The sequence below is a fragment of the Mycobacterium sp. THU-M104 genome (genome assembly GCF_049197365.1).
Taxonomy (GTDB): domain Bacteria; phylum Actinomycetota; class Actinomycetes; order Mycobacteriales; family Mycobacteriaceae; genus Mycobacterium.
Map to the genome: position 1 here is coordinate 1 of NZ_JBMIOP010000215.1, position 20,592 is coordinate 20,592.

Consider the following 20,592-nt stretch of genomic DNA (forward strand, 5'->3'; position numbering starts at 1 on the left):
TCGGCCAGCCGGACCCGGGCCACGCTGTAGCGCCGCATCGTCGTGAGGGGTCCGTTCAGTGACGACGGCCGCGCCGGCCGCAGCAGGCCGGCCGTCAGCTCGGCGGCACCGACGGCGGCGTGTTCGGCCACCAGAGCGCTGCGCCTGATTTCGCGCATCCAGCTCAGCGGATTCAGGTTGATCCTCGCCAGGTTCACACCCCGGCGCCTTGGGCCTTTACTGCCGGCGATGTCGGTGCCGAACGTGCCGGCGTCGTCGTCGCCGAACCTCACCATCATCTGCGTGGTCGCGATGCCGTCGGCGATGCAGTGGTGCAGTTTGGTCAGCACGGCCCACCGTTCGTCGCCGAGTCCCTCGATGATCCAACAGTCCCACAACGGCCGCTCGCGGTCGAGCCGGCGCTCCATCAGGGCGGCGATCATCTCGAAGAGCTCGGCGTCGCCGCCGGGGTGCGGCAGCGCAGCCCGGTGCAGGTGGCGCGACAGGTCGAAGTGCGGGTCGTCTATCCATTCCGGTGGCTGCAGATCGAGCGGATGGGTTCGCAGCACCTGACGCAAGCGCGGGATCGTCGCGGCCCGCTCCGCGAATGCCGCGACGAAATCCTCGTAGCGCGGAGCCGGCCCCTCGACGATCGACACCCCGCCCACCGCGAGGCTCACATGCGGGTCGGCGTCCTCGACCTCCAGGAACGCGGCATCCAGGACGGTCAGCTGCTCCATCCCATCACTGTCCGCCACGGCAGCGCCCGCGATCAGGGCCGGAAGTCCTCGCCTTCGATGCCAAACGCATGCTCTGCGGCGGCGCGAGCCGCCATGGCGTCATCGCCTGACGCCCAAGCGGTTTGGCCGCGCAAGCCCGCTTCCGAAAGCCCTGTGACGCGCCAGAGAGTAATCCCGAGAAGATGCCCGAGAAGATCACGGTCGAGTTCACCGGCATTCACTTCTGCGAACAGCTCGATCGACGAAATCGGCATCGACGAAATCGGCATCGGCGAGATCGGCATCGGCGAGATCGGCATCGGCGAGATCGGCATCGCCGAGATCGACATCGCCGAGATCGGCATCGGCGACGTGCCACTCATCGGCGGAAAGAACGCCTGGCCCGGCAAGGTTTTCCTCAAACCGGGTGGTCGGTCGAGACACCATGCGCGAGATCCTCGAGCTCGAACAGCAGCCGGCGCCGCTGCGATGACACGGCCCGGGCGTCATCGCCCGATCGTGGTGTGGCCGGGCATCTCATCGCCGAAGTTGATCCCCATGTCGCGCGCGGTCAGCAGCGAGTCACAGTCCAGGGGGACCGTCTTCTGCCGCCTGGTGGCTTCGGCGAGCGGAACGTAGTCGACCGTCGGCGGGTCGAGGGCAACCATCACGCCGTCGCGCCCCTCGTCGAGGGCCCGCACGGCGGCCGCGCCGAACCGCAGGCCGAGCAACCGGTCGAACGCGGTGGGCGAACCGCCCCGCAGCAGGTGGCCGAGCACGACCGTGCGGGCCTCGCGCCCGGTCATCGCCTCGAGCGCGACGGCCACCTTGTCGCCGATGCCGCCGAGCCGCTCGGCCTGCCCCGGCGACCTGCCCACGATCGAGAAGTCCCCACCGACCGGCCGTGCACCCTCGGCGACGCAGACGATGGAGAACTTCGCGCCGTGCCGTTCTCGGTCGGCGACCAACGCAGCCACCGGTTCGAGATCGAACGGAATCTCCGGGATCAGGATCGCATGCACCCCAGACGCCATGCCGGCGTTCAGTGCGATCCATCCCGCGTAGCGCCCCATCACCTCCACGACGATGATCCGGCCGTGCGACGTGGCGGTGGTGAACAGCCGGTCGATGCACTGCGAGGCGAAGTCGACGGCGGTGTCGAACCCGAACGTCGCAACGGTCTTGTCCAGGTCGTTGTCGATCGTCTTGGGCACCCCGACCAGGCGCAGCCCGGCGTCGTGCAGACGTTGGCCGATCGACATCGACCCGTCACCGCCGGCCAGGATCAGCGCGTCGATCCGGTGCTCGGCGAACCGGTCGATCAGCTCCCCCGTGCGGTCCACCTCAACCCAGGTGCCGTCGGGCCGGCGCACCGGGAAAGCCGTCGGATTGCCGCGATTGGTGGTTCCGATGATCGTGCCGCCCTGGTGGATGATGCCGCGCACCCGGTCACGGGTCAGCTCGATCAGCCCGCCGTCGGGATAGTCGTCCGGGTTCAGCAGGCCGTTGAAGCCGTCGCGGATCCCGACGACTTCCCAGTCACGGTTGCGTGCGGCCAGGGTGGCCGCATGCATGACCGCGTTGAGTCCGGGCGCGTCCCCGCCTCCGGTGCTCACGGCGATCCGCTCGATGCGGTTCCTCATGCGGGGCCCGGCGGCTGGCGGTCAAGCGCGGACCCGGGCCCCTGCCTGATCAGCTTGTTTCCGATGGTCACCTCGCCGCTCATCAAGAACTTCGGCCGCGCGTTGCGCACCGCCACCGTGGCCAGGCTATCGGAGTCCCCTGCCATCACCCTGATCAATGTCGAAGATCAATGTCGAAACGTCGCGCGCTCCCAGAGGCCACGGGCCTCCGCCAGCACCTGCGCGAGCGGTCGGGACGTGTCGATGCGGTGTGCGCTGTCCCAACCGGCCCGTCCGGCACCGTGAGCGGCCAGCACCGCCGCGATCTCCGGGGTCACCTCCGAACTGCCCGGCCGCCGCGTCGTGATCCGGTCAGCCGCCAGGTCGGTGGTCGCCGAGCACATGAGTTCCACGATCGCCGAATGCGACTCGGCGGCGACGCGATACGCGTGTGCGCGCATCTGCGGGTCCCGCCAGGTGCCGTCGAGAATCACCGATTGTCCGTTGCCCAGCGACTCCTGCGCCCGCCGCAGGATCTCGTCGTAGACTGCCGCGACGTTGGCCGGGGTGTACAACCCGGTGTCGAGGACACCGGACTCGCCGGTGATGACGTCGGCGCCGCGCAGGCGGCGCCGCACGTCGTCGGTCGAGATCACTTGTGCGCCGATCTCTTCGGAAAGCCCCCGCGCCAGGGTCGACTTTCCGGTGCCGGGGTTGCCGCCGATGAGCGCCAGGCGGACGGTGGCGCTGTCCAGGTTCCGCCCCGCGATGTCCAGGTGGCGGGCGGCGTCGGCGGCGGCCCCGGGTTTGCCCTGGGTGTACCGCAGGCATTCGACCTTGGCCCGGACGACGGCGCGGTAGGCGATGTAGAAATCCGGCAGCGCACGCGGCGCGGTGTCCGCCGCGTGCGCGACATAGCGTCGCAGGAAGTGGTCCCCGAGGTCGCCCCGGCCCAGGAACTCCAGATCCATGGCGAGGAAGGCGGCGTCGTCGATGCGGTCGACGTAGCGCAGTTCGTCGTCGAACTCGAGGCAGTCCAGCAGCGCCGGGCGCCCGTCCGCGTAGAAGATGTCGTCGGCCAGCAGGTCGCCGTGGCCGTCGACAATGTTTCCCGCCGCGACACGGCGGGCGAACAGGGGCGCGCGTCCCGCGATGAACTCCTCGGCGAGGCGGCGCAGCCGCGCCACCTGCCCGGCCGCGACACCGGGAACTCCCATGCCCGCATAGCGGTCGAGTTCCGCCAGGTTCTCGGCCCAGCGCCGCCCGACCGCTGCGACCTCGCCCTGGGCGCCGATCAGCGGGCTCCGCTCGGCGCGGTCGTGAAAGCCGGCCAGGATCGCGGCAACGGCATCCAGCACGCCGCGGACGGATTCATCCGGGCCGCGGGCCACCAGTGATGCGAGCCGATCCTCGTCGCGGTAGCGGCGCATCACGACGACCGGTTCGGCGGGCCCTCCGGTGGGGTCGCTGAGGTGAGCGACACCGAGGTAGCTCTGCGGTGACAGGCGGCTGTTGAGCTCGACTTCCCGGGCGCAGGCGCGTTCGCGCCGCTGCGGTGTCCGGAAGTCCAGGAAATCGGTCAAGACCGGCTTCTTCGCTTTGAAGGCGCGGTCGCCGGCCAGCACGACGACACCCGTGTGGGTCTCGCGTACCTCGACGTAGGGCGCCACGGTCATCGTCGCGGACCCGGCAGTGCTCGCGGGAGGCATCCCTGTAGCCATCCCTGTAGCCATCCCTGTAGCCATCCCTGTAGCCACGGACTCAACGCGGCCGCGCAACGATCACCGGCATACGGACCGAGTGCAGGACTGCGTTGCTGACCGAACCCAGCAGCATGCCGGTCAACCCGCCCCGGCCGTGACTGCCCACGACGACCAGCTGGGCGCCCTCCGATTTTTCGATCAACTGCCTTGCCGGACGGTCACATTCGACGAGGCGGTGCACCGTGACGTCGGGATGGCGTTCCTGCCAGCCCGCCAGCTGTTCGGCGAGGCTGCGCGCAGCCTCGGCCTCGATCGTGGACCAGTCCACCCCGGGCAGTTCGTACACGCCGACGTCGCTCCACACGTTCAGCGCCTGCAGATCCACGCCGCGCCGGGACGCCTCGTCGAAGGCGATGCTCACGGCCAGCTCCGAGGCCGGCGAGCCATCCACCCCCACCAGCACCGGGGCCTGCCCCGGGTGGGGCATCAGCAGATCCTCGTCGCGGACCACCGCAACCGGGCAGTGCGCGCCGCGCACCACATTGGTGCTGACCGAGCCCAGCAGGATCCGCTTCACCGCGCCGCGCCCGTGGCTGCCCAGGACGAGCATCTCCGCGTCTTGGGACATGTCGACCAGCGTCGGCACCGGCGGCGAGCACCTGAGCTCATCGGTGATGAGGATCGTGCGGCCGGCCTGCACGGCGTCTTCGGCGATCTTGACCGACTGCTCGAGAACGCGCCGGCCCTCTGCCTCCTGCCATGCCGAAACGCCCGTCGACAGCGGGAACTGCGGGTACATCGGCACGGCGGCATTGACCATGTGCACCAAAGTCAGCGGGACGTGCCGCATCGCCGCCTCACGCGCCGCCCAGCAGACGGCGGCGTTGGAAGCAGGCGATCCGTCGACGCCGGCGAGGATCCCGTACCGGTTGGCGGGCGCGGACATGTCGAACTCCCCTCGTTCGCTGAAAACACTATGTCGCGAAAGGCCGTCGGACGCGAGGCTTTAGTCCTCAACCGCGAGTCCTCAACCGCGTGGACAAGGGCCCCCGATCGGTTCGCGGGGGTTCGATCGCGGGGGTTCGATCGCGGGGTGCGATCGCGGGCCTCGCTGTGGCATCGTCAGATCGGTGACCACATGGCCCGCCACCATCGACCGCCGCTACCACGACGCGGTGGTCCTCGACCTCGACTGCGTGGTCACCGAGGACCGGCCGGCCACCGACTCCGGACCGGGCGACGTCGAGGGCGAGGTCGAAGGCGAGGTCGAGGTCGAGCTCGGCGGTTCCACCGTGCCGCTGCTGCGCCGACTGCGCGAGATCGGTGCCGCGACCGCGGTCTACTCGACTACCCACCACGGCGCGCAGGCTTTGCGTGCCGCCGGGATCGAAGAACTCGTCAGCATCCTTGCCGACGACGACATGGCCGTCCTGGCTGGAGAACACCGGTCGGCATTTCTGACCGAACTTGCAGGCCGGCTGGGCGTGCGGCCCGTCCGCTGCGTGGTGATCGGGCGTGACGAACACGGCATCCGGGCCGGCAGGGACGGCGGGTTCGGCCTGGTCATCGGTCTGCAGCGCAACGAAGACGCCGACGACCTGCTGGCGCGGGGGGCCGACACGGTCATCGCCGACCTCGCAGAAATCTCGGTGCGCCGTGGCGGCACCGCCGTCTCGGGAATCGCCGATGCCATCCAGGTCTACAGCCAGCTCAAAGAACTGGTGACAAACCGTCGTCCGGCAGTGTTCCTCGACTTCGACGGCACGCTGTCCGAGACCGTCGCGCAGCCCCAGGCGGCGACACTGGTCGACGGCGCCGCCGAGGCGTTGCACGCGCTGGCCGCCTTCTGCCCCGTGGCGGTCATCAGCGGCCGGGATCTGACGGACGTGCGCGACCGGGTGGGCGTCGACGGGTTGTGGTACGCGGGCAGCCACGGTTTCGAACTGCTCGCGCCAGACGGTACCCACCACGAGAACGCCGACGCCGCGGGCGTCATCGACGCGCTGGCGGACGCGGCCAAGCGGCTGGTGGAGACGCTCGGTGACGTATCCGGGCTCATGGTCGAGCACAAGCGTTTTGCCGTGGCGGTCCACTACCGCAATGCCGATCCCGCGGACATCGACGGGGTCATCGCGGCGGTTCGCCGACTCGGCCGGTCCGAAGGTTTCCGGGTCACGTCCGGCCGCAAGGTCATCGAGATACGCCCGGACATCGACTGGAACAAGGGCGCGACGCTGGACTGGCTCCTGCAACGCATCGACGGACACGGCGACGGAATCGACGGCGCCGCCGGTACCGACGCGGTGTTGCCGATCTACATCGGCGACGACATCACCGACGAGGACGCCTTCGACGCGGTGCAATTCGACGGCGTGGGAATCGTGGTGCGCCACGAAGAGGACGGCGATCGCCCGTCGGCGGCGCTGTTCAGCCTCGAAACCCCTTCGGCCGTCTGCGAATTCCTGCGGCGGCTGGCCGCAGATCTGCGGCAGAACGCCGCCACCGAGGCCGACGATCCGTGGCAGCTCGTCTACGAGGACTACGATCCCGGTACCGAACGTCTCCGCGAAGCGCTGTGCACCGTCGGCAACGGCTATGTCGCCACCCGCGGTTGCGCACCCGAGGCGGCCGCATCCGAATCGCACTACCCGGGCACCTACGCCGCCGGTGTGTACAACCAACTGGGCGATGTGATCGCGGGCCGCGTGATCGAAAACGAAAGCCTGGTCAACCTGCCCAACTGGCTGGCGCTGACGTTCCGAATCAATGGCAGCACATGGTTTCACGTCGACGATGTCGATTTGCTGTCCTATCGGCAGACATTCGACCTGCGGCACGCCACGCTGTCGCGCACACTTCGATTCCGCGACAGCGCGGGACAGATCACGACGCTGACCCAGCAGCGGTTCGCGTCCATGCACGAGCCCCACGTGCTCGCCATGAAGACCACGCTCGGCGCCGAGAACTGGTCGGGCACGGTCGAGTTCCGCTCACTGCTGGACGGAGCCGTGGGCAACACCATGGTCGAGCGCTACCGGTCGTTGTCGAGCACCCACCTGACCGGGGCGGCGATCGACGAAATGGGGTCCGACTCGGTGATACTGCGCTCTGAAACATCGCGATCACGGATCGCGATCGCGATGGCCGCGCGCAGCACCGTCTGGAGCGAGGACGGCCTCGCCGACGCGCAGTACACGGCCGTGCGCGAAGGAAACCGCGGTGGGCACGACGTCCGGGTCGCGCTGTCGGCGGGGCAGTCGCTGACGTGCGAGAAGGTCGTCACCATCTTCACCGGCCGGGACAGTGCCATCTCCGAGCCGGCCGCCAGCGCCCGGCAGTACCTCGAGGCGGCCGGTCGATACGCCGAGCTGCACGAACAGCATGCCCGAGCGTGGGCCCGGCTGTGGGAACAATGCAACATCGGACTGAGCGACAACGTCGTGGCGGTGCGGGTGCTCCGGCTGCACCTGGTGCACCTGCTGCAGACCCTGTCCCCGCACACCGCCGAACTCGACGCCGGAGTGCCGGCCCGCGGGCTGCACGGGGAGGCCTACCGGGGGCACGTCTTCTGGGACTCGCTGTTCGTCTCCCCGGTGCTAAGCGTGCGCCTGGTCAACGTGGCCCGGTCGCTCCTGCAATATCGGTATCGACGGCTTCCGCAAGCCCGCCGCGCGGCGCGGCGGGCGGGCTATCGCGGCGCAATGTTTCCCTGGCAGTCGGGTAGCGATGGGCGTGAGGTGAGCCAGGAAGTGCACCTCAATCCGCAGTCGGGCCGGTGGATTCCGGATGCCAGCACGCGCGCCCATCACGTCGGCCTGGCCATCGCCTACAACGTGTGGCAGTACTACCAGGTGACCGGTGACCGGCATTATCTCGTCGACTACGGGGCCGAGATGCTGGTCGAGATCGCACGTTTCTGGGTTGGTCTGGCCACCTTTGACAACAGCCGGGGCCGCTACGCCATCCGGGGGGTCATCGGCCCCGACGAATTCCATTCCGGTTATCCGGGCAAGGAATACGACGGGATAGACAACAACGCCTACACCAACGTGATGGCGGTGTGGGTGATCCTGCGGGCGATGGACGCGCTGAATCTGCTGACGCTGCGGGACCGCCTCGACCTCGTCGCAAAGGTCGGTCTGAGAGCCGAGGAATTCGAGCGCTGGCAACACGTGACCCGGCGCATGTTCGTTCCCTTCCACGACACGGACGACGGCATTGTGATCAGTCAGTTCGAGGGCTATCCGGAACTGGCTGAGCTGGATTGGGACAACTACCGGCAGCGGTACGGAAACATCCAGCGACTCGACCGCATCCTGGAGGCCGAGGGCGACAGCGTCAACAACTACCAGGCGTCCAAGCAGGCCGACGCGCTGATGCTGTTCTACCTGCTGTCGTCCGACGAGCTGCTGGGCCTGTTCGGCCGGCTCGGCTACCGCTTCGCGCCCGGGCAGATTCCCAAGACGGTGGACTACTACCTGGCGCGCACCTCGGACGGGTCGACGTTGAGCGCCATCGTGCACGCGTGGGTCCTGGCCCGCTCCAATCGGCACAAGGCCATGGAGTACTTCATACAGGTTCTGAGCTCCGATGTCCTCGACATCCAGGGCGGTACGACCTCCGAAGGGATACACCTGGCGGCGATGGCCGGCAGCGTCGATCTGCTGCAACGATGCTTCACCGGGCTGGAGACACGCGACGAGCGGCTGATAGTCAACCCACACTGGCCGCAGCGGTTGGGCCCGATCGAATTCCCGTTCCTGTATCGGGGCCAGCGTCTACACCTGCGGATCAGCGGACGAGCGGGCGCACTGACCTCTGAGGCAAAGAACACCGGACCGGTCACGGTCGAATGCCGTGGCCGGCTGCAGGATCTGCTGCCCGGGCGCACGATCGACGTCGGGTGATCTCGACGTCAGGTGATCTCGACGTCAGGTGACTATTCGCCCGGGAATTGGGGGCCTATCGGCCCTGCTGAACGGGGGAACCCGCGCCTAGTGTCATGAATCGACGACCCGGGCAATCGCCCGGGTGGCCCAGCAGACCGGGAGTACGCGATGAACAATCCGCAGCCCGCACAGCGGATCGTGGTCGGTGTCGACGGATCGGACGCGGCGATCAACGCGGCCACGTGGGCGGTCCCCGAGGCCGTCAGTCGAAACATGCCGCTGCGGCTCGTGCATGCCGTTGCACAGCGGCATACCGACCGGGGCGAGTCAGCTGACGGCCTCGACGTCGAATACGCCGAGACGTCGCTGCGCGCCGCGGACACGGCGCTGCAAGCCCTGGGCGAGCCGCTGAAGGTCGAATGCGAGATTGTGCGCGGGTCGCCCGAGGGTGCGCTGATCGAGCAGTCGCGGGGCGCGGCGCTGGTGTGCATCGGGTCGGTGGGAATCGGGCGTATCGCCAGCAAGGTCCTCGGCTCGACGGCCGATGCCATGGCCCGCGGGGCGCAGTGCCCGGTGGCGATCATCCGCTGCGACCGCGCCGAAACCCGACCGGACTCCGGATATGTAGCCGTCGTGGTCGACGACTCCCCCGGCAACGACGCGGTGCTCGAACACGGATTCCGCGAGGCGCGGCTGCGGGGGGCGCCGGTGTTGGCGATGGGCGCGTGGCGCTGGGGGTTCGGTGAGATCCCCTACCGCCAGCTCGATCATCGGCTCGGGCCCTGGGTCTCCCGGTACCCGGAGGTGCACGTCATGCCGGCCGCTGCGCGGCGCGGCGCCGCCGAGTTCCTCGCCCACACCCTGGAATCCGTCCGGCTCGCGGTCGTGGGCGGTGCCGACGCCGGCACCGTCGCCCGGATCGTCGGGCCGACCCCGGGGCGCGTGCACGCACACACCGGGTGCTCGGTGCTCGTCGTGCGGTGAGCGGTACGCAGTGGCGGTGATCGTCAGCGGACGACGATCACCGGCACCCGCGCCGACTGCGCCACCGCCGAGCTGACCGAACCCAGCAGCATGCCAGGGAAGCCCCCGCGTCCACGGCTACCGAGCACGACCAACTGGGCGCGTTCGGATTCCTGCAAGATCCAATGGGCGGGCTTGTCGCAGAACAGCTTCGGCTCGACGTGCACATCGGGATACCGTTCCCGCCAGCCGGCCAGGCGCTCGGCGAGAATCTCCTGGCCCTCGGCTTCCCGCTCGTGCCAGTCCATCCCCAAGATCGGGAACACCGCGACGTCGCTCCAGACGTGCAGTGCCACCAATCCGACACCGCGACGGGAGGCCTCGTCGAAGGCCCGGACCGTGGCCTGCTCCGAAGCGGGCGACCCGTCGATCCCGAGCAGCACGGGTGCGCCGGGATCGGTACCGGTACCGGAATGGACGACCGCGACCGGGCAATGGGCGTAATGGAGCAGGCCCGCGGTCACCGACCCCAGCAGCAGGCGCCCCAGCGCACCCATCCCCTGGCTGCCGGCCACGACCATCCACGCACCTTCAGAGGCGTCGACCAGAGCCGGCACCACGCCGGAATGCACCAGCTGCGTGCGTATCTCGGGCGGCTCGGCACCGCCCAGACCAGCGGTCACCGCCGCGCGAGCCTGCTCGAGGACGCGCTGCGCCTCTTCCTGCTGCCATGCGGGAATCTCGGCATACAACTGGCCCGCCGGCCATCCGACGACGACGGGCGCAACGGCATGGAACAGGGTGACGGGCAGCTGCTGCAGTGCGGCCTCGCGGACCCCCCAGGCCACCGCGGCATCGGATGCCGCCGATCCGTCGACACACACCAAAACGCCGAACCCTGCTGGCTGGTAAGCCATCTCGCGCTCCTCGCTGTCAATCCCGGGGCAAGTCGATCTCCAGATGGCGGATCGATCCGTGACCGACCGCCGATGGTCGGCGGTCGGCCGTTTACTGATTCGTCAGGGGGGCGACCCAGTGAATCCGGGCGCCGCCCTCCGGGGGGTTGGTGACCTCACAGGCGCCGCCGAGTTGCTCGGCGCGGTATTTCATGTTCGCAAGCCCGCTGCTGCGGCGGTTGCCGGCCGGGATGCCGCAGCCGTTGTCGACGACGTCGAGGACGAACATGTCTCCGACGCTGACCTCGACGGTCAGCCGCGACGCCCCGGAGTGGCGCAGCGCATTGCTGATGGCCTCCGCACTGACCGCTTCGGCGTGGTCGGCGAGTTCGCCGTCCACCACGGTCATCGGCCCGTGCATGCGTACCGTGGTGACGATGTCGCGGTTCTCGGTCAGGTCGGCGATCACGCGCTGGATGCGGCGCCGGAAGTCCCCGTTGTTTCCCGGCAGGGATTTCAGCTGAAAGATCGTCGTCCGGATCTCCTCGATGATGGTCTGCAGATCGTCGAGAGTGCGGTTGAGCCGGTCGGCGACCTCGGACGACCGCGCCCGCGCCAGCGTGCCCTGCAGGTCCATGCCGGCCGCGAACAGCCGCTGGATGACGTGGTCGTGCAGATCGTGGGCGATGCGCTCGCGTTCGGCCAGAATGGTAAGCCGGCGCGCGTCGTCGCGGGCCGACGCCAGCACGAGCGCTACCGCGGCGTGCGTGGCGAAATCGCTGACCACGTCCAGATAGCCCTCGTCGAAGGGCGGCTGGTCGGCGCGGCGGGCGATCGCGATCACCCCGAGCACTTCGTCGTGGGCGCGCAGCGGCATCAGGATCGCCGGGCGCTGCCCGGCGTCGGCGAACACCTGGATCGGGTACTGCAGCGAGTCGGTGATCAGCGGTTCGCCGGACTGGAAAACTTCGCCTGCGGTCGACGTGCCGACCGGGATCTGCTGGCCGATCACGTCCGCGTCGTGGGCTCCCACGGCCGCCGCGACCACCAGCGCATCGACGTCATCGGCGGGGACGTCGGGGTCGACCGGGACGAGCACGATCGCCCGCTCGGCGCCGGTCAGGGCCCGCGCGCTGTCAGCAATCAGCTGCAGCGGGCTCCGGTGCGGCTCGGTGTCAGACAGCAGTGCGGTGGTGATCTCGCGGCTGGCCTCCATCCACTTGACCGCCGTGCGTTCGCGTTCGAACACCTGCGCGTTGTCGATGGCGACCGCGGCGGCGAACGCCAGCGCGCGGGCGGCGACCTCGTCGGATTCGGAGAACGACCGCGCCGGGTCGTCGTGGGTGAGATACAGGTTGCCGAACAGGGTCTCCCGGATCGTGATGGGCACGGAGAGGAAGGCCCGCATGGGCGGGTGGTGCTCGGGAAACCCGGCAGAGGCCGGGTGCAGGGTCAGGTCGTCCATGCGCAGCGCGGGCGTGTCCATCAGCGACAGACTCAGCAGGCCCTTGCCGACCGGCAGGTGTCCGATGCGCGCGGCCGTCTCCTCGTCGATCCCCTCGTGGACGAAGGAGAGCAGATTGCCGTCGGGATCCCGGATGGCCAGGGCGCCGTAGGGGGCCGAGGTCAGTTCCCGGGCCGCGGCGATGATGCGGCTCAGCGTGGAGTCCAGGTCCAGGCCGGCACCGATCTCGACGATCACGCGCAGCAGCTGCTCCATCTGGTCACGCGCGGAGAGCAGCTCATCGAGCTGCTCGTGCATCCTACCGACCAGCCCGGGTTGGCCGAGCCCGGCGAAAGCAGAGCCGCGCTCCTCGCCTGTCACGGACCCGATACCTCCATAGAAGCAAACCTCCAGCACAGCGCGTCGGGAAACAGCGGTGATGAGCCATCCCGTGCGGAAGTGCCTTTGGCGAGCTTAGCCCCAATTTGCCAGGGGAGCTGCGGTCAGTCGGGCGGTATTCGCGTCGGTGCGTGCGGCACGCCCGAACCCCGATCCAGTTTCGACGCGAACACCGCCGCCTGGGTGCGCCGCTCCATGCCCAGTTTGGCCAGCAACCGGGAGACGTAGTTCTTCACCGTCTTCTCGGCCAGGAACATGCGGGCGGCGATCTGCCTGTTGGTCAGGCCCTCGCTGAGCAGCCCGAGCAGTGTGCGCTCCTGCTCGGTCAGCGCGGACAGCGGGTCCTCGCGCTCGGCCGCGCCGCGCAGCTTGGCCATCAGCGCGGCAGCCGCGCGGGTGTCCAGCAGGGACTTCCCGGCGCCCACCTCCTTGATGGCGTGCGCCAGCTCCATGCCCTTGATGTCCTTGACGACGTAGCCGCTGGCTCCGGCCAGGACGGCCTCGAGCATGGCTTCGTCGGAGGTGAACGACGTCAGCATCAGGCACCGCAAGTCCGGGTGATCCGACACCAGGTCACGGCACAGCTCTATCCCGTTGCCGTCGGGCAGGCGCACGTCGAGCACGGCGACGTCGGGCCGCAGCGCCGGTATCCGGGCTTTGGCCTCCGAGACCGAGCCGGCTTCGCCGACGATCTCCAACTCAGGATCGGAGGCGAGCAGGTCGGCAAGACCGCGACGAACGACCTCATGGTCGTCGACCAGGAAAACCTTGACCATTGCGAGTCCTTCCTGCCGGTCGTGGCACGGGTCCTCGACCGACCACCGACCCAATATCCCATACCGATCCCGTATCGATCCCGTACGGCCGAGCGCCGTCAGCACTCAGAGATGCCGCCGGTTGACGACGAGCAACGAGCAGTCGGCAGCCTGCAATGCCGCACTGCCGACCGGTCCGACGAGTTCGGCCAGGCGCTGCCGGTTGCGGGCACCGACGACCGCCAACTGCATCGGCCGGTGGTGGGCCACATGTTCCAGCAGACCGCCCCGGGCCACAATCGGTTGCACCCGCAGGTCCGGGTAGCGCCGTGTCCACCGGGCCAGCCGGCGATCCAGGTCGGCCAGCGCCCGGTGGTCGCCGTCCGGCCACGCGGCGCCCGCATCGCCCGTAGGGCCGTGCACGAGCGCATACAGGGCGGCGTCACGCAGTCGGGCCTCCCCGATCGCGGCGGCCAGCACGACGTCGGCGTCTTCGCTGTCGGTGAACCCGCCGAGTTCGACGACGATCGCCGCAGCGGGACCGATGGGCCGGCCGGGTTGGTGGTCACGGCCCCGAACGACCGCCACGGGACAGTGCGCCGCCGTGGCCACGGCGGCGGCGGTGGAACCGAGCCGACCGGGCTGGAAGTGACGCAACCCGACGGCGCCCACGCACAGCAGGTCCGCCGACGCCGAGGCACTGATCAGCGACCGGGCCGCGGGCCCGGCGGTGACGCGGGTGTCCAATTTCGGCGGCGCACTCGTCGCCTCGATGGCGGCGATCGCGTGGTTGACCGCGCGTTCCGCGGCGTCCGGGGACTCACCCGGCGCGACCGCGCTGAGCAGGCGCAGGGTGACACCGCGGCTGACGGCCTCGTCGACGGCCCACAACGCAGCGCCAAGCGCCGCTTTCGAGCCATCGACGCCGACGACGACCGACCGGGGTTGCGCGGACTCGTTCACTGCGGACTCGTTCACTGCGGACTCGTTCCCTGTGGACTCGTTCCCTGTGGACCCGGAAAGCCTATTGGCGGACGACGAGCACCGAGCAGTCGGGATAGCCGACGATCGGGTGGCAGTTGGGAGTGGCGAGTCCGGCCATCCGATCGGCGTCGGCACCGCCCACGACAGCCAATTCGATTGCAGTGCCGTGGCTTTCGTCGGGCTTCATCCCGGCACCCGCGGCGACTGTCTGCACGGGGACGTCCGGGTAGCGCCGGACCCAGCTGTTCAGTCGCCGGTCGATCTGCCGCACGGTGGCTTGCCGGAGGCGTCCCTCCTCCATGGCCCGGTGCACGACCTCGTCGTTGTCGGGATCGTCGTTGAGCACCACCGCGATTACCCCGAGCTGCGTCGGAGAACCATCCGGATTGCTGCGGATGACGGCCACCGGGCAGCGCGCGTTCGCCACCAGGCCGGCGGCGGTGGGGCCCAGCAGACCGTCGGTCGCCCATCCGCGCCGCGCGGTGCCCACGGCGACCAGCGCCGCCTCCTGCGATGCGTCGACCAGGACCTGCGCCGGATCCCCCGAGAGAATCGCCGTCTCCATCTCGACCGGCTTGTGTTCGCCCCGCACGGCGGACTCCGCTTCCGACAGCGCCGTCTCGCCGCGCTCGACCTCGCGCTCGGAGGCGGGCTCGGACCCGGGTCCCGCGCCCTGGCCGGCGACGCCCTGTTCGGCGACGACATACACGAGGCGCAGCGGCAACTGCCGACTGCGCGCCTCGTCAACAGCCCATTTCGCGGCGTTGACCGCGGCCCGCGAGCCGTTGATGCCCACGACCACCGACTTGGCGTCCGGCTGGTTCATCTCGGCTCCCGGTTCATTCTGTGCCTGCATGTCAGGCTAGCGCGCCGTGGGCCGTCGCGAAGGGGCCGTTGGACCTCACCCGTGACGCCGTTCGTCCCCGCGCGAAGCGCGCCGGCCCGGCGGATGCCTCCATCACAGGCCGCTCGGGTACGTTTCCGGTGTCTCACCGGCGAGCCAGACGCTCGTCGGCTCCAGAGGTTGCAGCGCCCGGGTCCGGTCGATGTGGATCATCGCGTCGAACTGATCCGCGGGCCGCACGTGGAAGTAGTGGCTCTGCCGCTCGGTGGCGGGCAGGTAGATCACGCCGATGGCACGGCCCAGCCGGACGGTGCTCAGCGGTTCGGTGGCGCCCGGGGTGAGTCGGGCCGAGACCAGGAAGGCGGCCTTGCCGGTCTCGTGCAGGAGCTCTTCGATGCTGCCGTGCAGCGCCGGCCGCACGGCCTTGCGTTCGGCGATGCCGCCCCATTCGCCGGCCGCGGTGACCGTGCCGGTGTAGGTGCTGAACCCGATAAGCCGCGATTCCTTGCCGTACCGCTGGCGAACAAGCTGGCCCAAGGTGAGCTGCCCATCGGCCCACACCTCGGTGGCCCGCGCGTCGCCGACGTGAGAGTTGTGCGCCCACACCACTATCCGCGCTGGCGGCACGTCGTGGTGGCGGTCCAGGTGTTCGAGCAGCGCATCGAGTGTCTGCGCCATGTGTTTGTCCCGCAGGTTCCACGAGGTGACACGCCCGCTGAACATCGCGCGGTAATAGACCTCCGCGTTTCGCACCGTCTGCGCGTTCTGCTGGGCGTAGAAGAGCTCGTCCTCGGCGATCAGCCCGTCCATGCGCGCATAGGCCAGCGCGTTGCGCTGGATGTCGACCAGCTGGTCGATGGCCTCCTTCTCGCACGACGGTCCCGCGCCGAACGCCGCCGAGAAGCCGTACGCCTGGCCGTCTTCGGCCGAGGCGTGGTCGAAGCAGGCGTATCGGCTGCGGGCCCGCGCCGCCGCCTTGGGGTCCACCCTGTCCAGGTAGCCGATGACTTCGTGCATCGAGCGGTGCAGGCTGTAGAGGTCCAGGCCGTAGAACCCGGCTTGACGGAGTCCGTCGGACTCGAGGCGCCGGTTGCGTTCGCGCAGCCAGTCGACGAAGTCGCGGACCACCACGTTGCGCCACATCCAGGCCGGGAAGCGCTCGAACCCGCGCAGGGCCTCGTCGGCGGTGGTGTCGTCGCCGATGCCGTGCACATACCGGTTCACCCGGTAGGCGTCGGGCCAGTCCGCCTCCGCGGCGACGGCGCAAAAGCCCTTCTCCTCGATGAGCCACCTGGTGATCTCGGCGCGGGCCTCATAGAACTCGTGGGTGCCGTGCGAACTCTCGCCGATCAGGACGACCCGCGCGTCGCCGATCAGCTCCTCCAGGGCGGCCAGTGGTGGAACGCCGCCGGGGGCGTCGATGGCCACACCGGCGAGCACCTCGGCAGCGCTGGGAGCCGCAACGCTTGTCGTCGCCGCTTTGGCGGTCGGCTCCGTGGTCGGGGTGGAGAGCAGCTGGCGGACCTCCTCGTCGGTGACCTGCCGGAAATCCCAGAACGATTCTCCGACCGCGAGAAACGGCGTCGGCATCGTCGCGCAGACGACGTCATCGATCAGGCTCGCGAATTCGCGGACCGTGGACTCCGGGGCTGCGGGCACCGCGATCACGATGCGGGCGGGCTGCGCCTCCCGAAGCGCCTGCACGGCCGCGAACATACTTGCGCCGGTGGCCAGGCCGTCGTCGACGAGGATGACCGTCTTGCCCGTGACGTCGACGGGCGGTCGTCCGTCGCGGTAAGCGGCCTCGCGTCGCGCGAGCTCCCGGCCTTCCCTCTCGGCGATGTAGCGCATCTGTTGCGGCGTGACGCGCAGGCCCCGCACGACATCGTCATTGACCACGACGCGGCCTCCACTCGCCAGCGCCCCCACGGCGAACTCTTCGTGGCCGGGAGCACCGAGCTTGCGAACGACGAACGTGTCCAGCGGAGCATGCAGCGCGGCCGCCACCTCCCACGCCACCGGCACTCCGCCACGGGCCAGGCCCAGAACGATCACGTCGGGCTGGTCGCGGTAGGCCTCCAGGAGGCTCGCCAACACCCGGCCGGCCTCGCGCCGGTCACGGAAAACCCGCCGCGGCGAGTGCCGGGCGACATCGGTTGCTCTGGTCATGGGGCACCGCTCCTGGGTCTGCGATCACCGTCGACGTCACCATCGACACATCCATCCGACCAGTCCGCCGGCGGCGGCGATAGGGACCGAAGTCCCGGGCTTACGCGCGCACCCCGATGTAGGCCATGACCCGGTTGAGGATGAGGTCGTATGCGTCGCCGTCCTCGGTGAGACGGGTGAGACCCTGGCGCCGGAGGAACCCGTCGAGACGCCGGTCCAGCGGCCAGTCGGCGTAGATGTCGTCGGCATAGTCCGAGTGCATGAACTGCCAGGCGAGCGCGTCGACGTCGGAGTCCGTCAGCAAGTGCAGACCGCTTACCGTCGGGGACATACGAATTTCCTTTATGTGCAGGGTGGTTTCATCATCGCGGCGGCGACCACCCCGCCCATAGGGCCTGAAGTCACCTGTTGGACCGTCTCAGGCTAGTGGGCCGGGCGGCGTCCGGCACGGGGCGCCGACAAACCGCGACATCGGCGTGTCCGGTTCGTTGTCAACCGTTGCGCGGCGACGCGCGTTCGGAATTCGCGACGCAGCAGCTAATCCGGGGCGCCGCCGCGACCGGCGTCCGCGCGCTGCCGGATGGCGGCCTGCACCGCGGCGTACCGCGACCGCGCCCGCTCGTCGGCGGCCCGCTGCTCTTCGGCCGTGACGACCAGCGCGTCGGGGCCCGGGTACACCGTCGCCTCCTCGCCCGTGGCGAGCCAGCGGACGCGGTAGGGCGGCGCCCCGTCCGGCGCGCGCACGGCGGTGATCAACCCGCGCAGGTCCGGCTGGCCGACAGTGCTGCGCTTGACGACCAGCCAGTCGCCGACGCGGGCCTTCATCAGCGGCCCGGCCGCTCGGGCCCGACGATGAGCAGCGAGAAGTCGCTGCCGCGCAGCGCGGGGGCGCCGTCCGGGCCGAGCAGCTGGCGCACCTCGGCGGTCCGGGCAGCGCCGACCATGACCAGTTGGGTGAACGCGGCTTGCTCGGCGAGGTAGTCGCGGAAGGGACCGCGCAGCACGGCGGTGTCGATGTGCACGTCGGGATGACCGTCCAGGCAGCGCACCAGATGCGGATCGAGTAGGACGCCACCGCTGCCGCCCGGGGCCCCGCCGGGCTCCTGCTCGGTCACCACCCGCAGCCGGGCATGCCGGCGCTCCGCCTCGTCGAGCGCGAGGTCCAGCACGTCGACGTCTTCCGGCGACCCGTCCACACAGGCGACGATCCAGCGCCGGTCGGTGGCGTCCACGCCGTGGCGCGCGCCCCTGACGATGACGACCGAGCAGTGCGCCGACTGCGCCAATTCCCTTGCGGTAGAACCCAGCCAGCCCTCCGGATGCTGCGCGGCCCCGGTGTCGCCGACGCAGAGCAACCCGGTGGAACGCGAGGCCGCGACCAGCGTCGGCACCGGCTCGCCGTCGAGCACCTCGGTCTGGACTTTGACGGGTCTGCCCAGGGCCTCGACGGCACTGTACGCCTCGTGCACGACCTCCTCTGCCGCCGCCAATGCCACCCTGGCCTCGAGCGGGCCGGCACCCGGGTCTGTGCGGGCGACGTGGAGCAGGCGCAGCGGCACATCGGTCCCGGCGACCTCGTCCACCGCCCAGCACGCGGCCCGGATCGCCGCCTGTGATCCGTCGATACCGACGACCACCGACTTGGGCGAGTATGAGTCGAACATCGCAGAGCTCCTAGCGATCGAGGGCGTTCGTGTGTCGAGAGGGTTTCAGTTCCGCAGGTGCAGCACGTCGCCCAACGGCCGGCGCGGCGTCGGTTCGGGGGGCTCGCCCGCGGGCTCCGCGCCGACCCGGATCAACACCTGCGGCACCATCGCCGGGTCGGCGAGGAGTCCCCGCACGATGTCCCGGCCGGCCTGCACCTCGGTGATGTGCGTGACCGTGCACGTCGCCAGCCCGGCCATGGTGCACTCCAGCAGCACCGCCGACAGCGCCTCCCCGGCGCCGAGCCAGTCCGCGCGGGTGTCGCCGTAGCCGGACAGGACCACGATCTTGGCCTCGTCCTGGGCGGCCGGCGAGTCTCCGGCATGCCCGTCGGCGGGAAAGCGGCGGTTCACGTCGACGTCGCTACCCTGCGAAACGGAGGGCAACGCGCCCCCGGGTATCCCCTCGGATTCCCGCAACGGCGCCGTCCACCAACGCAATTCGTGATGGTAGAGGTCGTCGTAGCGGCGCAGGACCTCGGTGAGCCGGGACGCCTCCACCAGGCGGGGCCGCGCCTCGTCGGACAGCACGTCCAGGGTGGCCAGGCCGGGGTCGAACGCGCTGCGCAGCGCGGGCTCGATCGACGCCCAGTCCTCGGGGGCGCCGAACGGGCGCCGGTCGGTCCGGCGCCGCGCCATCGCCGCGGCGCGCTCGCGCTGGGCGTCGGTGACGTAGTCGGCCGGGGCAAACCCGATCGAGGCGAGGTGGTCGAGGTTGCTGGGATTGGGAAACCGGTCGACCTCGGTGTCCCAGCCGGCGGCGAGCATCGCGTCGCGGAAGTGGTCGAGCACCGCCCCACAGCTGATGATCGACTCGCGGCCCGAGCTGTCGGTCGCGGTCACGATCCGGTGCGGGTCGGCGAACAGGTCGACGGCCGCGCCGCCGGCCACCCAGCGCCACGGCTGGCTGTTGTGCAGTGAGGGAGCGCGGCACGCCGACTCCACCGCGCCCTTGACCACCATGGTGTCGACCGTCGTCCGGGTCATTCGTCACCTGCCTTCGCCTGATGCCTTCGCCTGATGCCTTCGCCTGCCTTCGACCTTCGGCCATCCGGGCCGGCGCTGCCAGAGTCCTTGGTCCCCGGGGCCGCGTCATTGGGCCCCGCACCCGGCGGCCGTTGACTTTCGTCTCTATGGCGCGACGGGTCAGGCGGCAAACGATGGGGAGGCCTTCTCGTATACACCCAACGTGGTTGTTACTGGGAAGATTCAGCGAATCCTGATGCATTTGACGTCCTCCCCGCAGTGAACTGCGGGGATTCCTCGTGCGGACCTGCTGTCTCGATGGCCGTTCATGCGGCGATCGCCGTGGGCTGGTCGGTAGTGGAGGTTTGCGCCGAGCGGCTCTGTCGCATCATGGTTTTGGCTTTACGCCGGGCTTTGATACGCGCCACGGACCTCCGCGAGGGCGGATGTCTGCGGCCTCGCCGCTTGCGTGCTGGTGCACTACGGCTGGACTTCGGCGGATCATCGACGTCGTGATGATGCAGCCAGCCAGTATTGGCTGCCTGCAAGTCCAGCCG

Annotated in this window: 18 protein-coding genes and 1 pseudogene; 2 read left to right on the plus strand and 17 right to left on the minus strand. The window is 69.6% G+C overall.

Going from position 1 to position 20,592, the window contains the following annotated elements; translation table 11 throughout:
• The 6 genes from ACOJVU_RS16610 to ACOJVU_RS16635 form a co-directional block, all read right to left on the minus strand.
• Positions 1-719, minus strand: a 719-nt coding sequence (locus ACOJVU_RS16610; RefSeq protein WP_421530770.1) for a wax ester/triacylglycerol synthase domain-containing protein, incomplete at its 3' end; no start/stop codon positions are given.
• 207 nt (positions 720-926) lie between these two features.
• Positions 927-1,208 (minus strand): pentapeptide repeat-containing protein, encoded by a 282-nt coding sequence (locus ACOJVU_RS16615; RefSeq protein ID WP_421530771.1) that lies wholly within the window; start codon positions 1,206-1,208, stop codon positions 927-929.
• Positions 1,205-2,341, minus strand: coding sequence for a 6-phosphofructokinase (locus ACOJVU_RS16620; protein WP_421530772.1), 1,137 nt, complete (start codon positions 2,339-2,341; stop codon positions 1,205-1,207). Before ACOJVU_RS16620 ends, ACOJVU_RS16615 begins: the two co-directional genes overlap by 4 nt.
• A complete protein-coding gene (locus ACOJVU_RS16625) occupies positions 2,338-2,487 on the minus strand; it encodes a hypothetical protein (RefSeq protein WP_421530773.1) in 150 nt (49 codons plus the stop codon). The genes ACOJVU_RS16620 and ACOJVU_RS16625 overlap by 4 nt, the downstream gene beginning before the upstream one ends.
• A gap of 21 nt (positions 2,488-2,508) precedes the next feature.
• A complete protein-coding gene (locus ACOJVU_RS16630; protein WP_421530774.1) occupies positions 2,509-4,041 on the minus strand; it encodes an AAA family ATPase in 1,533 nt (510 codons plus the stop codon).
• 40 nt (positions 4,042-4,081) lie between these two features.
• Positions 4,082-4,969, minus strand: a complete 888-nt coding sequence (locus ACOJVU_RS16635) for a universal stress protein (RefSeq protein WP_421530775.1) — start codon at positions 4,967-4,969, stop codon at positions 4,082-4,084.
• A gap of 184 nt (positions 4,970-5,153) precedes the next feature.
• Here ACOJVU_RS16635 and otsB point away from each other — a divergent pair, with 184 nt between their 5' ends.
• Together otsB and ACOJVU_RS16645 are read left to right on the plus strand one after the other, a co-directional pair.
• Positions 5,154-8,930: a trehalose-phosphatase gene (otsB, locus tag ACOJVU_RS16640; protein WP_421530776.1), complete on the plus strand. Its 3,777-nt coding sequence runs from the start codon at positions 5,154-5,156 to the stop codon at positions 8,928-8,930.
• A 150-nt stretch (positions 8,931-9,080) separates the two neighbouring features.
• The gene (locus ACOJVU_RS16645) at positions 9,081-9,896 is read left to right on the plus strand and encodes a universal stress protein (RefSeq protein WP_421530777.1); all 816 of its coding nucleotides are present in this window, start codon (positions 9,081-9,083) and stop codon (positions 9,894-9,896) included.
• A 23-nt stretch (positions 9,897-9,919) separates the two neighbouring features.
• On the opposite strand, the gene ACOJVU_RS16650 is transcribed toward ACOJVU_RS16645, so the two are convergent.
• The 11 genes and pseudogenes from ACOJVU_RS16650 to ACOJVU_RS16700 all read right to left on the minus strand — a co-directional run.
• Complete coding sequence (locus ACOJVU_RS16650) at positions 9,920-10,792, minus strand: universal stress protein (RefSeq protein ID WP_421530778.1); 873 nt, start codon at positions 10,790-10,792, stop codon at positions 9,920-9,922.
• A 91-nt stretch (positions 10,793-10,883) separates the two neighbouring features.
• Positions 10,884-12,533: a GAF domain-containing protein gene (locus ACOJVU_RS16655; RefSeq protein ID WP_421530786.1), complete on the minus strand. Its 1,650-nt coding sequence runs from the start codon at positions 12,531-12,533 to the stop codon at positions 10,884-10,886.
• A gap of 185 nt (positions 12,534-12,718) precedes the next feature.
• Entirely contained in the window at positions 12,719-13,390 is a 672-nt protein-coding gene (gene dosR / locus ACOJVU_RS16660; RefSeq protein WP_421530779.1) for a hypoxia response regulator transcription factor DosR/DevR, read from the minus strand.
• A 105-nt stretch (positions 13,391-13,495) separates the two neighbouring features.
• Positions 13,496-14,347 carry a universal stress protein gene (locus ACOJVU_RS16665; protein WP_421530780.1) on the minus strand — a complete coding sequence of 284 codons (852 nt, stop codon included), beginning with the start codon at positions 14,345-14,347 and terminating at the stop codon, positions 13,496-13,498.
• 46 nt (positions 14,348-14,393) lie between these two features.
• Entirely contained in the window at positions 14,394-15,179 is a 786-nt protein-coding gene (locus tag ACOJVU_RS16670; RefSeq protein WP_421530781.1) for a universal stress protein, read from the minus strand.
• A 132-nt stretch (positions 15,180-15,311) separates the two neighbouring features.
• The gene (locus ACOJVU_RS16675; protein ID WP_421530782.1) at positions 15,312-17,366 is read right to left on the minus strand and encodes an erythromycin esterase family protein; all 2,055 of its coding nucleotides are present in this window, start codon (positions 17,364-17,366) and stop codon (positions 15,312-15,314) included.
• 100 nt (positions 17,367-17,466) lie between these two features.
• Positions 17,467-17,697, minus strand: a complete 231-nt coding sequence (locus tag ACOJVU_RS16680) for a hypothetical protein (RefSeq protein ID WP_407686860.1) — start codon at positions 17,695-17,697, stop codon at positions 17,467-17,469.
• Between the two features lie 206 nt (positions 17,698-17,903).
• The gene (locus tag ACOJVU_RS16685; RefSeq protein ID WP_421530783.1) at positions 17,904-18,191 is read right to left on the minus strand and encodes a DUF1918 domain-containing protein; all 288 of its coding nucleotides are present in this window, start codon (positions 18,189-18,191) and stop codon (positions 17,904-17,906) included.
• The gene (locus ACOJVU_RS16690) at positions 18,191-19,030 is read right to left on the minus strand and encodes a universal stress protein (protein ID WP_421530784.1); all 840 of its coding nucleotides are present in this window, start codon (positions 19,028-19,030) and stop codon (positions 18,191-18,193) included. The genes ACOJVU_RS16685 and ACOJVU_RS16690 overlap by 1 nt, the downstream gene beginning before the upstream one ends.
• 45 nt (positions 19,031-19,075) lie before the next feature.
• Positions 19,076-20,056 (minus strand): Acg family FMN-binding oxidoreductase, encoded by a 981-nt coding sequence (locus ACOJVU_RS16695; protein ID WP_421530785.1) that lies wholly within the window; start codon positions 20,054-20,056, stop codon positions 19,076-19,078.
• A 305-nt stretch (positions 20,057-20,361) separates the two neighbouring features.
• A pseudogene (locus tag ACOJVU_RS16700) lies at positions 20,362-20,592 on the minus strand (transposase); the annotation flags it as partial.